This is a genomic window from Enterococcus sp. GPZ-007, assembly GCF_059374735.1.
Genome location: NZ_JCAFYN010000027.1, coordinates 1 through 13,173 on the forward strand (window position 1 = coordinate 1; position 13,173 = coordinate 13,173).

Consider the following 13,173-nt stretch of genomic DNA (forward strand, 5'->3'; position numbering starts at 1 on the left):
ATTATATAAGAACACAGAAAAAAGAAAAACGCATAAAAGCTGCAAAGAGCACCGTCCCTTTATTAGGAACAGCGATGATTCTCTCTCCGGCAGTTTTAAGCATGAACACTGTCAAAGTAAATGCAGCTGAAATGGGACAGACACAAAATCAATCAGCTTTCATTGAGCAATTAGGGGCTTCTGCAATGCAAGTTTCTGCATCCAATGATTTGTATGCGTCTATCATGGTTGCCCAAGCCTTGGTAGAAACAGGTTTTGGAACTTCCCAGCTATCAGCGGCACCTTATTACAATTTGTTTGGTGTTAAGGAATACAGTGGCGGAGCATCAGTAACGATGAGTACACAAGAGTATCTGAATGATCAATGGGTAACAATGAATGAACCATTTGCTGTGTATGGTAGTTACGCGGAGTCTTTCCAGGCCCATGCAAGTCTTTTGACCGGGTCTTATTATGCGGGGGCCCGCAAGAGCCATACGAACAGTTATCAAGATGCGGCAGTTTACTTAACAGGCCGTTATGCAACGGATCCTGGATATGCTGGTAAGCTGATTTCTTTGATTCAAAACTACAACTTGACCCGCTTTGATACACCAGGGGCAGGTACGGCGATTCAAACAACTGGAGAACAAACTCAACAATCTGGTTATGGGGATCAAAGTGCGCAACAAACAGCTGCTTCATCACAAGCGAGTGGTCAATCCTATACGGTTCAATCCGGTGATTCAATCTGGGGAATCGCTGAGAAGTTTGGTATTAGTGTCGATCAGCTATTAGCAGACAACGGCTGGAGTTCTGAATCAACAATTATGCCAGGTGATACAATCGTTATTTAACTTATCGAAGATGGAACAGGTTGTTCCATCTTTTTGTGGATTCAACGAATGTGAATTCTAAATTAAATGCTAATTCAACTTAATAAGTAAGCTGCTTCCTTCAATAATATGTATAATGAGGGTATTACATATTTACATAAGCTTATTCTTTAGATGAATCTGCAGAGAATGTCGCTTTACATTTCAAGTAAAACAGTTGCTTTAAAATGGATTTCAAAGAGACAAGTAGAGATCGTTAAGAAAATTGTTAGTATGCTGAACTAAAAGTCGAAATTCTCGCATCTTTTCTCATTATTCGTTAAGATAACTTACATAAGGTAAGAAATGGAGCGAGGAAAAATGACAAAAATTTACAATTCAATTCTGGATACAATTGGCGAAACACCTATCGTGAAACTTGGAAACATGACGACCGATGAGATGGCTCAGATTTATGTTAAAGTTGAATCATTTAATCCTGGCGGCAGCGTAAAAGATCGGATCGCGTTGCGAATGATTGAAGATGCAGAGAAGAACGGCCAGCTGAAATCTGGAATGACAATTATCGAACCAACATCAGGAAATACTGGTATTGGATTAGCAATGGTAGGAGCTGCGAAGGGATATCCTGTCACTTTAGTCATGCCCGAAACAATGAGCGTTGAACGCCGCAAATTGATGCAAGCTTATGGCGCAAATTTAGTTCTAACCCCTGGTTCAGAAGGCATGAAGGGAGCAATTGCAAAGGCTAAGGAATTAGCAGATGAACATGGCTGGTTCGTTCCGGCACAATTCGATAACCCAGCAAATCCGAAAGTTCATGAAGAAACAACAGCAAGAGAAATTGTTAACGCTTTTGAAAAGAATGGATTGGATGCTTTTGTTGCAGGCGTTGGTACAGGCGGTACAATTACTGGTGTTGGAAATGAATTGAAGCGGATGTATTCAGATATCAAAATATATGCAGTTGAACCAGAGGAATCTCCGGTTTTAGAAGGTGGTCAATCTGGACCGCATAAGATTCAAGGGATTGGTGCTGGCTTTGTTCCAAGCATCTTAAATACGAAAATTTATGATGAAGTTTTACCAGTAAAAGGCAGCGATGCGATGGAAACTGCTCGTGAAATCGCGAAAAAAGAAGGAATTCTTGTAGGAATATCTTCTGGTGCCGCGTTGTTTGCAGCAATCGAGGTCGCAAAAAAAATGCGTCCTGAACAAAAAGTATTAGTTTTATTGCCGGATAATGGTGAACGCTATTTGTCTACCGAATTATTTCAATAAAACCAATAAGTTTATGAAAATTATTAATTTTTGAATCGAACTAGTATTTCCCCTCAGATAATAGTATCATTTTAATAAAGAATCAAAACAGGAGGGGCTTATATGGTAAATGAGGCAGTTGATCAAGCGGTCAAGGAATTGAAGGCCGGCGGAGTCAGGATTACCCCGCAACGTTATGCCATTTTAGAGTATTTAATTGAGTACCGTAATCATCCAACAGCTGACGAGATTTTCCGTTCGCTAGAAGGCCGCTTCCCGAACATGAGTGTGGCTACAGTGTATAACAATCTTAGAAAATTCGTTGAGATTGGTATTGTTCAAGAGATGAATTACGGTGATGCGGCAAGTCGCTTTGATTTCACGAATAAGCAGCATTATCATGCGATATGTACTGAATGTGGAAAAATTGTGGACTTTTTCTATCCGGGCTTAGAAGATGTTGAGATGGCATCAAGTAAATTGACCGGTTATCAAATCACTAAACATCGTTTAGAAGTTTATGGCTTATGTCCAGATTGTCAAAAAAAAGCTGAGGAATAATTCCTCGGCTTTTTTGTTTTCATCTAAAATAACAAAAGATCAGTTTTAACAAATGAGAAAAATCACACAAAAATCCGGTAACGTTTGCATTAATTTTTATTAAAAGAACTGTTTAAAGAGAATATAAAAAGATAAAATGAAATTATTCTTATCTAGGAACGTTGTAATTACAACGTTTCTAGATTTTTTATTTCATTTAAATGAATCAGTAATCAGAAATAATGAGATATCAATAACACTTGAAGCACTATCATTGCTTATCAAAAGCATTGTGATATATTAAACATGTTCCGGAGTTAAAGAACTTCGATAATAAATCCTTAGGAGTGATTTACCATGAAAATTGGCGTAATTAAAGATCCAAAACAAGGTGAGGCTCGTGTCGGTATGACACCTGAAAACGTAAAAATTTTAGTAGAAGCTGGAAATGAAGTGCTGGTTGATGATAATGCTGGTGCTGGATCAGGTTTTACTAATGATCAATATGTTGAAGCTGGCGGTAAGATTGTAGATACAGATACTGCATGGACTGCGGAGTTGATCGTTAAGGTCAAAGAGCCAATGGAAAGTGAGTATCATTATTTCAAAAAAGGTCAAATCATTTGGGGCTTCTTGCATTTAGCAGCGAACAAAGCCTGCGTTGAAAAAATGATGGAAGTCGGCGTGACAGCTTTATCAGGCGAAAACATTTCAATCAACGGTGTTTTAGAATTATTGAAACCAATGAGTGCGATCGCTGGACGTCGTGCTGTTAACTTAGGTCAATACTATTTAGAAAAACAACACGGCGGCGAAGGTATCTTGCTTCCAGGGATCGACGGTGTTGAAGCAGGTACTGTTGTTATCTTAGGCGGCGGTAATGCTGCTGAGAATGCAGCTGACATGGCCGTCGGAATCGGCTGCCACGTAATTATTTTAGAAGTGAACGAAAATCGTATCAAGCAATTACAGGATCGTTACAAGGATCATAATGTAGACGTACTTGTATCTAATACAGAAAACTTGGAAGAAAAAATCAAAGAAGCGGATGTATTCATCTCAACTGTCCTGATTCCAGGTGCAAAACCACCAAAATTAGTTAAGGAATACATGGTTGAATCAATGAAACCAGGTTCAGTCATCGTGGACATTGCCATCGATCAAGGCGGTACAGTTGAAACAATTGATAAACCAACAAATCATGCAGATCCAGTCTTCACAAAACACGATGTTATTCACTATGCTGTTCCAAACATGCCGGGTGCTACACCAAGAACAGCAACAATTGCACTAGCAAAGGGAAATATTTCATTCCTTAAAGACGTGAGTGTCAAAGGATTAGATGTTGCCTTGAAATCTGATGAATCATTATTATCAGGTTTGAGTGTTTACAATGGGAAAGTCGTTTCTAAAGCTTTAGCAGATTCAATTAATGTTTCTTATACCGAAGTGGGAGATGTTCTATAATGACTGACACTATGACAAAGTTACCTGTCACAATTGAAGATATTCATGAAGCAAAGAATGTAGTAAAACAATATGGTCGAGTTACACCGCTGATCCAATCAATGTTTCTGACTGCGAAAACTGGCGGACAAGTATTTTTGAAATTAGAAAATATGCAATTAACTGGCTCATTCAAATTCCGCGGAGCATTTAATAAGATCGCGCACCTAACTCAAGCTGAGAAGGATAAAGGCGTCATCGCAGTTTCTGCCGGGAACCACGCGCAAGGAGTGGCATTAACTTCTAAGTTGTTGGGTATTGAAAGCACGATCGTCATGCCTGAGACAGCTCCTAAAGCCAAGGTTGAAGCAACAGAAGGCTACGGATCAAAGGTCATCTTGCATGGAGCAGGATTTGATGATGCCAAAGCCTATTGCGAAAAAATCGTTGAAGAAACAGGCGTTACGTATATTCCTCCTTATGATGACGAGTTCGTCATGGCCGGACAAGGAACGATTGGTCTTGAGATTCTGGATTCTATTTGGGATGTTGATACGGTAGTAGTTCCTGTTGGTGGCGGCGGATTGATTGCCGGTATAGCGGTAGCGATGAAAACTTTTAATCCAAATATCAATATCATTGGTGTCCAAGCGGATAATATCCATGGGATGACAGCTTCATTCCGCGCAGGTAAAAAAGTTGGCTATAAAAAAGCTGCAACAATCGCTGATGGTTGTGCAGTTGAGTTTCCCGGAAACCTTACCTTTGAAGTCGTTGAAGATTTAGTTGACGATATGGTGACTGTTTCTGAACAAGAGATCGAGCTGGCAATGAAGGATTTGATTCAACGGACGAAGATCGTTGTCGAAGGAGCTGGGGCATTAGCTACAGCTGCAATTCTTTCAGGAAAAGTCGATCAATATGTGAACGGAAAAAAAGTTGTTGCTGTAGTTTCTGGTGGTAATGTCGATTTGAACCGTATTACTGATGTGATTGGTCATTTCTCAGTAGCAAACGAATTGAAATAAACGGATCGTAAAGTTTTTTTGAAAAATATCTTACAAAAATAAAGCCGAATCCCGAAATACCTTCCATTTGGTAAGGTTTCGGGTATTCGGCTTTTTTATCTCTTGGGTCTCAGCTACGCGTCATAGTCTTTTTTAAAGAGGTAAATGCCGCTGACAATTGAAACGATTAAGGCTAACAATACTACCATAATTGATCCAATTTCTGAATCTTTCCAAAGTAGTCCGCCAGTGTTGATTCCCCAAAGGCTGAAAATCAGCGTTGGTAGTGCCAGTAGTAGGGAAGCTGTATTTAAAAACTTCATCAACTGATTCAGTCGATTATCCATCATACTATCGATCAAACCGCTGATTGAACTCAGCATCTCACGATAAATCTGAACAGAAGTAGTCGCTTGCTTTGTTTGGAGCTCAATTTCAATTGCTAAATCTCGATCAGAAGATACCAAACTTGAGTCCAAAAGGCGTGTGATCGTTCTGCTCTGCTCTTTTAGCAGATTATCGATGTAGACGAGTTTTTTTTCTGTATGTGTAGTTTTTTCTAAAATGTTCTTATTCGAGCCATTTGAGGTTACTTGGCTGATTTCTTCAATCGTTTCGCGTTGTTTGCGCAAGAAAACTAGATAATGTTCATTAATGATCTGCAAAGTGTGCAAAATTAAACCGGCTGTCGTGAAAATCTCAGCCTGGTAATTGTTTAAAACCTCGTCCATCAGCGGCTTCTTGCTTACTGTGATCAAAATGTCTGAGGTCAGAAAAACAGTAACTGCTGATGATAATGATTCCGGTTCCTCCATTGACTGGATATTGATGAAAAGCATCAAACAAAGCGGTTTTTGATCTTCCGTCTGATATTTTTTAAAAAAGGAAACATTTGAATACTTTTCGCTTAAGGAAAAGAATTTCTTCGGCAAATCATAGGCTTGATGCAGCTGTTCTTTTTCTGCATCGGTTGGATCGGAAACAGATAGCCAGTTTCCTCCACTGGAATTTTTTTGTACGCCTTCATTTGTAATAGAAAAATAATCAATCAAGGAAAAAGACCTCCTTATCTTTGTCAAACTTTATTATCCCAATCATCTCAAATTGACTAAGGATTGCCAATTAATTTGAATCATTAAATTTGAAAGAGAGGTATTTCTTCCTATATAATAGAAGAAATTTTAGGGAAGGTTAAGCAATTCTGTTAGTCAACTATCAATCTTCTCATTTAAAACGATTCTAGTTTACAGATGATTTCTATCTGCTATAATAATTTTCATATTTCATAAACTTCAATGAAAATTTTCATTAGAGGTGAACTTATATATCGTCATAATATGGATGACAGTTTCTACCTTGTGCCGTAAACGCAAGACTATAAGTAAAAATCGTACGTTTACGTACCTTTTTTGCTTTGCAGATGAGGTGCGTTTTTTGTAGTAATCAAAAAACGACAAGAAAAGGAGAAAGTACAATGAAAGAATTGACAGATCGTATCAAGGATAAAGGCCGCGTTTTAGGTGAGGGCGTGTTAAAAGTTGACGAATTCATCACTCACCAAGTTGATCCTGAATTGATGGACGCGATGGGTAAACGCTTAGCAGAAGTCTTTGCAGATAAAAAAATCACTAAAGTAGTGACGATCGAAGCTTCCGGAATCGCTCCCGCAGTATATGCTGCACAGGCTTTGAAAGTGCCAATGATCTTTGCTCGTAAATCAAAAAGTCTGACGATGGATGAAGAATTGTTGACAGCTTCTGTTTATTCATTTACCAAACAAGTAACTAGTACTATTTCTATTTCTCGTAAATTCCTTTCTGCAGAGGATAATGTCTTGTTAGTCGATGACTTTTTAGCAAACGGCCAAGCGGCTAAAGGATTAATTGAGCTGTGTCAGCAGGCTGGTGCAAGTGTGGCTGGAATTGGGATCTTGATTGAAAAGTCATTTCAGGATGGTCGCCAACTGATCGAAGACATGGATATTCCGGTTGTTTCTTTAGCAAGAATTGCTTCCTTACATGACGGTAAAGTAACCTTTATCGAGGAGGACGCATAGAGTGACAAGCGAGACAGGAAATGGAAAATCAGCAGTATTAGGTCTGCAGCATCTTTTGGCAATGTACGCAGGGGCAGTAGCAGTACCGCTTTTGATAGGAACGGGCTTAGGTTTTAATGAAGCGCAAATGACGTATTTGATATCCATCGATATTTTCATGTGTGGAATTGCGACATTGCTGCAATTGACAGTAAATAAATTTTTTGGGATTGGACTACCAGTTGTTTTAGGTTGTGCGATCCAAGCCGTAGCACCATTGATCTTGATTGGTCAAACCCATGGGGTAGGTACGGTCTATGGATCAATTATTGCTGCGGGAATCTTCGTTGTACTGATTTCTGGTTTCTTTTCCAAAGTAGAGAAGCTTTTTCCGCCAATTGTAACGGGAACGGTTATTACGACAATCGGTTTGACATTGATACCAGTTGCAATCACAAAAATGGGGGGTGGCGATGCCGCCGCCAAAACATTTGGTGATCCAACGAATTTAATGTTAGCTTTTGTGACGATTATTTTGATACTCGCTGTTCAAGTATTTGGCCGGGGATTTGTTCGTTCGATCGCAGTATTAGTCGGTTTAGTGGGCGGCTCTATATTAGCCGCGTTTTTGGGTCAGATTGATTTAACGGCGATAGGACATGCACCAATGTTTCACGTCCCACAACCATTTTATTTTGGGACACCAAAGTTTGAGCCATTTTCAATTTTGTTGATGATTATTATTTCTATTGTAAGTATGGTTGAATCCACTGGGGTTTATTTTGCTTTAGGGGATATCGTTGGGAAAGAAGTAAAAGAAGATGACTTGAAGCGTGGATACCGAGCTGAAGGTTTGGCGGTTATACTAGGTGGATTATTCAATACCTTCCCATACACAGGATTTTCACAAAATGTTGGTTTAGTCCAGCTATCTGGGATCAAAACCCGTCGTCCAATCTACTTTTCAGCAATCTTTCTAATTATCTTGGGGCTTTTCCCGAAAGTCGGGGCATTAGCTCAAATTATTCCTGAACCGGTTTTAGGCGGCGGGATGTTGGTGATGTTCGGTATGGTAGCTGTCCAAGGAATGAAGATGCTGTCGAAAGTAGATTATAGTGATGAGAAGAATTTATTGATCATCGCGATCTCTATAGGATTTGGTTTAGGCTTCAACGCAATGCCAACATTATTTGCGAAATTACCCGAGACCATTCAGATGTTTACTGGCAACGGGATTGTTATGAGCAGTTTATCAGCGATTGTTTTAAATCTTCTATTTCATGGATATAAAAGAGAAGAAAAATAAGGAAAGAGGCGTGGTGAAAACCGCGTTTCTTTTTTAATAAACAAAAACACGAACAATAGATTAGAATTATGTATTAATATTCGAAATCCTTTTTGACTTAGGAAACCCTACTTGCTAAAATAAGCATGAATAATGAAAGGGGCAAATTATGAATCCAGAAGTTGCAGTTATTATGGGTAGTACCTCAGATTGGGAAACGATGAAGCATGCATGTGACAGCCTTGATGAATTAGGTGTTGCTTATGAAAAACGAGTTGTTTCAGCTCACCGTACACCAGACTTAATGTTCGACTTTGCAGAAAAAGCTCGAGAACGTGGAATCAAAGTAATTATCGCAGGTGCTGGCGGAGCTGCCCATTTACCGGGCATGGTGGCGGCTAAAACCACTTTGCCAGTAATCGGAGTACCTGTTCAATCCAGAGCATTGAATGGCTTGGACTCACTGCTGTCTATTGTGCAGATGCCTGGCGGGGTACCAGTGGCTACTACAGCGATCGGAAAAGCTGGAGCAACGAACGCCGGACTACTTGCGGCGCAGATGCTTTCCATGTATGATAAAAAAGTAGCTGAGCGCTTGGAAAAGAAGCGGCAGCAAATGACAGAAACTGTATTGGAAAGTAGTGAACAACTTGGTTAAATCATTAAAGCCAGGCTCTACGATTGGTATCGTAGGCGGAGGACAATTAGGCCGTATGATGGCTATCAGTGCAAAGGAAATGGGTTTTCGTACGGGCGTGATCGATCCGACAGAGGATTGTCCAGCTGCGCAGGTTTCGGATTGGCATATCGTTGCCGATTATGATGATCAAATGGCTTTGGAAGAAATGGCCCGCAGATCACAAGTAATTACCTATGAATTTGAAAATGTGGATGTGGATACAATTAATCATATCCAGCATTTCGCAAACATTCCTCAGGGAACCGATTTGTTAGCGATCAGTCAAGACCGTTTAATGGAAAAATCCTTTTTGGAAAACAATAATATCGTGATCGCTCCTTACGCGACGATCATCAGCCCGACAGATATTCAAGATGCGATCGAGGGAATCGGTTATCCTTGCGTTTTGAAAACAACGCGTGGGGGGTACGATGGTCATGGCCAATATGTTTTGAATAGTACGGCTGATCTAGCCCCATCGATGAATCTATTGCGTTCGGGAACTTGTGTTTTAGAAGCTTGGATTCCTTTTGAAAAAGAATTGTCTGTTCAAGTTGCAGGGAATAACATTGGCGATTACGTCACATTCCCAGTAGTAGAGAACGTTCACCGCAATAATATTTTACATGAAACGATTGTTCCAGCTGGGATCGATGCAGCAGTGGCAAAAGAAGCTAGTCGAATTGCTAAGGTGATTGCCCAAGGAGTCGACTTAGTCGGAACTCTTTGTGTGGAGTTCTTCTTGACTAAGGCAGGTGCGCTGTACGTCAATGAGATTGCTCCGCGTCCACACAATTCTGGACATTACACAATAGAAGCTTGTACGATGAGCCAATTTGATGCGCATATTCGTGGAATTTGCGGTTGGCCGCTGAGCGAACCTAAGTTATTATCTAATGCGGTGATGGTTAATGTTTTAGGTGAGAATCTGTTGAAGGTTTATGAGTTGATTGATTTATGGCCTGAATGGCACTTCCATTTTTATGGGAAGGCAATGCCTAAGAAAGGGCGCAAGATGGGTCATGTGACTATCTTGACCGACAGTATTCAACGAACATTAGACGATATCAAAAAAAGCGAAACTTGGGATTAAGTTATTTTCCTGATTGTAATTTTACAACTGAACTGATAGGAAGAAAAAACTAAATGATTTAACGAGGGAGAATACAATGATATCTAGATATACAAGAGACGAAATGGGTAATATTTGGAGCGATGAAAATCGTTATAAAGCGTGGTTGGAGGTTGAGATTTTAGCTGATGAAGCGTGGGCGGAATTAGGCGAGATTCCAAAAGAAGATGTGAAAAAGATTCGCGCGAATGCCGGCTTTGATATTGATCGTATTTTAGAGATCGAACAATCGACCAAACATGATGTGGTAGCCTTTACGCGTGCAGTATCTGAAACTTTGGGCGAAGAACGCAAGTGGGTTCACTATGGTTTGACTAGTACAGATGTAGTGGATACTGCTTATGGTTATTTGTACAAGCAGGCCAATGATATCCTGCGTAAAGATCTACAAGACTTTTTAGCAATCATCGGCGAAAAAGCTTTAGCGCATAAAGACACTGTTATGATGGGTCGTACTCATGGCGTCCATGCAGAACCGACGACTTTTGGTTTGAAATTAGCCACATGGTATTCAGAAATGAAACGGAACATTGAACGCTTCGAGCATGCCGCCAAAGGTGTAGAGGCGGGGAAAATTTCAGGAGCAGTAGGTACGTTTGCGAATATTCCACCGTTTGTGGAAGAATTTGTCTGTGAGAAGCTAGGAATTCGTCCACAGGAAGTCTCAACTCAAGTGTTACCTAGAGATTTGCATGCGGAATATTTCTCTAGTTTGGCGTTGATCGCAACTTCGATCGAACGCTTCGCGACAGAAATTCGTGGACTGCAAAAATCGGAAACTCGTGAAGTGGAAGAATTCTTTGCTAAAGGCCAAAAAGGGTCCTCGGCAATGCCCCATAAGCGTAATCCGATCGGTTCCGAAAATATGACTGGGCTGGCGCGCGTAGTTCGCGGTCATTTGATCACTGCTTTTGAAGATGTAGCACTGTGGCATGAACGCGACATCTCTCATTCATCAGCAGAACGAATTATTACACCGGATACAACGATTTTAGTAGACTATATGCTGCATCGTTTTGGCAATATCGTTAAGAATTTGACTGTTTTCCCAGAGAATATGAAACGTAATATGGAAGCGACATTTGGCTTGATCTATAGTCAACGTGTGATGCTGAAACTGATTGATAAGGGAATGACCCGCGAAGAAGCCTATGATTTGGTACAACCGAAAACGGCTTATGCCTGGGATAACCAAACGCAATTTCGTCCTTTATTGGATGCAGATGAAAAAATTACCAACGTTTTATCTGTCGATGATTTAGATGATGCATTTGATTATAATTATCACCTTAAGAATGTTGATAAAGTTTTTGAACGAGTAGGTATAAAATAAACAAAAAAACCTCTTGCCGCGGCAAGAGGTTTTTGTATTTTAGGCGTAAGAATAAATATCGGCACAGCAACATTGGTAAAGCTGCTCTAGCAGACAATCAATTAACTGATAATCATAAGTTTGTGAATTTAAAATAATCTCGATCCGATACGAATTTTTTAAGAAGGAGTGGTCCTTCAACTGTCTAACCACTAACTCTTCGTTCAATTGATTGGAAAAATGTAAAGATTGCATTGCTTTTGATTGCTTTGGATGCAAGATTTTTTTTAGATTACGATAGGAATAAAAGCTGGTATTACGGTTAAGATTGTGTGTCGTATCCAATCCTAATAGGACGTTGAACAGATGTTGTTTATCCGTTTCCAGCATTGAATTAAGAAATTTTTCAGCTGCTACCGGTGCATCTAACATAAGCGATTCCTCCATATATTTCGTTCGAATTAAATATAGCACCATTTTCACAAAATGTAAACGCTCTCTTCGTTTTGCTAGCGGAACACCATTTAACACCTTGCCATAAACACGAACATTAACCGTGTTACTTTATTATAATATCCGATAAATTGTTGAAATATCCATATTCAGTTGTTACACTAAATATGAAATTAAGTAACGAACGATTTTTGCAATAAGTTTTTAAATGTTCATTAAAAGGGAGCGTTATGACGTGGAAAAAGGCACTTTATTGTATGAAGGAAAAGCAAAACAATTGTTTCAAACGGATGATCCGGATATTGTTTGGGTTGAGTATTTAAATCAGGCAACTGCTTTGAATGGTGCGAAGAAGGATCAGATTAGCGGTAAAGGCGAACTTAATAATCAAATTACCGGATTGATCTTTGATTTCTTAAAAAGCAAAGGAATCAATAATCACTATATCAAACAGCTTTCGGCGAATGAACAGCTGATTCAAACCGTTGAAATCATCCCTTTAGAAGTAGTGGTTCGAAATGTAGCAGCAGGTAGTTTTTCAAAGCGTTTAGACATTCCAGAGGGGTCACCTCTGAAATTTCCGATTGTTGAGTTCTATTATAAGAACGACGAGTTAGATGATCCGATGGTTAATGACGATCACATCATGACTCTGGCACTTGCGACAGAAGTTGAACTGACTCAGTTGCGTCGGATGGCCTTAGAAGTTAATGAGGCTTTGATCGAGTTATTTGATTCAATTGATATTGCGCTAATTGATTTCAAATTAGAGTTTGGTCGTCAGAAGGATGGGTCGATTTTATTGGCTGATGAGGTTTCTCCTGATACTTGCCGTTTATGGGACAAGAAAACCAATGAACATTTAGATAAGGATATTTATCGTCGTGATTTAGGTGACATTATTCCGGTATACCAAGAAGTACTAAATAGATTAGAAAAGCGAGGAGAATAAGCATGTATTTTGTGAAAGTTTATGTAACGTATAAGGATTCAGTATTGGACCCCCAAGGTGAAGCAGTAAAAGGCGCTGTTCATCGGATGGGCTACGATGAGATCGAGGATGTTCGCATCGGAAAATATTTTGAGATCAAAGTTGCCAAAAGTGATCGTCCTGTTGACGAGATGATCGAAGAAGTTTGTGACAAGCTGTTGGCTAACGTAAACATGGAAACTTATCGTTATGAAATTTTGACATCGGAGGAAGTTTAA

General features: G+C 39.7%; 14 protein-coding genes and 1 riboswitch. Of the genes, 12 read left to right on the forward strand and 2 right to left on the reverse strand.

Features of this window, described 5'->3' with window-relative positions; genetic code table 11:
* Window positions 1–5 precede the first annotated feature (5 nt).
* From AC4J95_RS13665 to tdcB, 5 genes are all read left to right on the forward strand, one after another.
* Window positions 6–836 carry a glucosaminidase domain-containing protein gene (locus AC4J95_RS13665; protein WP_494550396.1) on the forward strand — a complete coding sequence of 277 codons (831 nt, stop codon included), beginning with the start codon at window positions 6–8 and terminating at the stop codon, window positions 834–836.
* Window positions 837–1,175: 339 nt separating this feature from the next.
* Window positions 1,176–2,096 (forward strand): cysteine synthase A, encoded by a 921-nt coding sequence (gene cysK, locus AC4J95_RS13670; RefSeq protein ID WP_494550356.1) that lies wholly within the window; start codon window positions 1,176–1,178, stop codon window positions 2,094–2,096.
* A gap of 102 nt (window positions 2,097–2,198) precedes the next feature.
* A complete protein-coding gene (locus tag AC4J95_RS13675) occupies window positions 2,199–2,636 on the forward strand; it encodes a Fur family transcriptional regulator (RefSeq protein WP_494550357.1) in 438 nt (145 codons plus the stop codon).
* Between the two features lie 336 nt (window positions 2,637–2,972).
* Window positions 2,973–4,082: an alanine dehydrogenase gene (gene ald, locus AC4J95_RS13680; protein ID WP_494550358.1), complete on the forward strand. Its 1,110-nt coding sequence runs from the start codon at window positions 2,973–2,975 to the stop codon at window positions 4,080–4,082.
* Window positions 4,082–5,089 carry a bifunctional threonine ammonia-lyase/L-serine ammonia-lyase TdcB gene (gene tdcB, locus AC4J95_RS13685; protein ID WP_494550359.1) on the forward strand — a complete coding sequence of 336 codons (1,008 nt, stop codon included), beginning with the start codon at window positions 4,082–4,084 and terminating at the stop codon, window positions 5,087–5,089. Before ald ends, tdcB begins: the two co-directional genes overlap by 1 nt.
* 113 nt (window positions 5,090–5,202) lie before the next feature.
* Here tdcB and AC4J95_RS13690 read toward each other — a convergent pair whose 3' ends face one another.
* Window positions 5,203–6,120 (reverse strand): magnesium transporter CorA family protein, encoded by a 918-nt coding sequence (locus tag AC4J95_RS13690; RefSeq protein ID WP_494550360.1) that lies wholly within the window; start codon window positions 6,118–6,120, stop codon window positions 5,203–5,205.
* 248 nt (window positions 6,121–6,368) lie between these two features.
* Window positions 6,369–6,466, forward strand: a riboswitch (purine riboswitch).
* 76 nt (window positions 6,467–6,542) lie between these two features.
* Between AC4J95_RS13690 and AC4J95_RS13695 the strand changes: the two genes are divergently transcribed.
* The 5 genes from AC4J95_RS13695 (at window position 6,543) to purB (ending at window position 11,532) form a co-directional block, all read left to right on the forward strand.
* Window positions 6,543–7,124 (forward strand): xanthine phosphoribosyltransferase, encoded by a 582-nt coding sequence (locus AC4J95_RS13695; RefSeq protein ID WP_494550361.1) that lies wholly within the window; start codon window positions 6,543–6,545, stop codon window positions 7,122–7,124.
* Window position 7,125: 1 nt separating this feature from the next.
* The gene (locus AC4J95_RS13700) at window positions 7,126–8,409 is read left to right on the forward strand and encodes a nucleobase:cation symporter-2 family protein (protein ID WP_494550362.1); all 1,284 of its coding nucleotides are present in this window, start codon (window positions 7,126–7,128) and stop codon (window positions 8,407–8,409) included.
* Window positions 8,410–8,557: 148 nt separating this feature from the next.
* Entirely contained in the window at window positions 8,558–9,046 is a 489-nt protein-coding gene (purE, locus tag AC4J95_RS13705) for a 5-(carboxyamino)imidazole ribonucleotide mutase (protein ID WP_316402935.1), read from the forward strand.
* Complete coding sequence (gene purK / locus AC4J95_RS13710) at window positions 9,039–10,160, forward strand: 5-(carboxyamino)imidazole ribonucleotide synthase (protein ID WP_316402936.1); 1,122 nt, start codon at window positions 9,039–9,041, stop codon at window positions 10,158–10,160. Before purE ends, purK begins: the two co-directional genes overlap by 8 nt.
* Window positions 10,161–10,236: 76 nt before the next feature.
* Window positions 10,237–11,532: an adenylosuccinate lyase gene (gene purB, locus AC4J95_RS13715; protein ID WP_494550363.1), complete on the forward strand. Its 1,296-nt coding sequence runs from the start codon at window positions 10,237–10,239 to the stop codon at window positions 11,530–11,532.
* Between the two features lie 39 nt (window positions 11,533–11,571).
* Here the strand turns inward: purB and AC4J95_RS13720 are convergent, their stop codons facing one another.
* A complete protein-coding gene (locus tag AC4J95_RS13720; RefSeq protein ID WP_494550364.1) occupies window positions 11,572–11,943 on the reverse strand; it encodes a hypothetical protein in 372 nt (123 codons plus the stop codon).
* Between the two features lie 256 nt (window positions 11,944–12,199).
* Between AC4J95_RS13720 and purC the strand changes: the two genes are divergently transcribed.
* Window positions 12,200–12,916 (forward strand): phosphoribosylaminoimidazolesuccinocarboxamide synthase, encoded by a 717-nt coding sequence (gene purC / locus AC4J95_RS13725; RefSeq protein WP_494550365.1) that lies wholly within the window; start codon window positions 12,200–12,202, stop codon window positions 12,914–12,916.
* Between the two features lie 2 nt (window positions 12,917–12,918).
* Complete coding sequence (gene purS / locus AC4J95_RS13730; protein WP_316402940.1) at window positions 12,919–13,173, forward strand: phosphoribosylformylglycinamidine synthase subunit PurS; 255 nt, start codon at window positions 12,919–12,921, stop codon at window positions 13,171–13,173.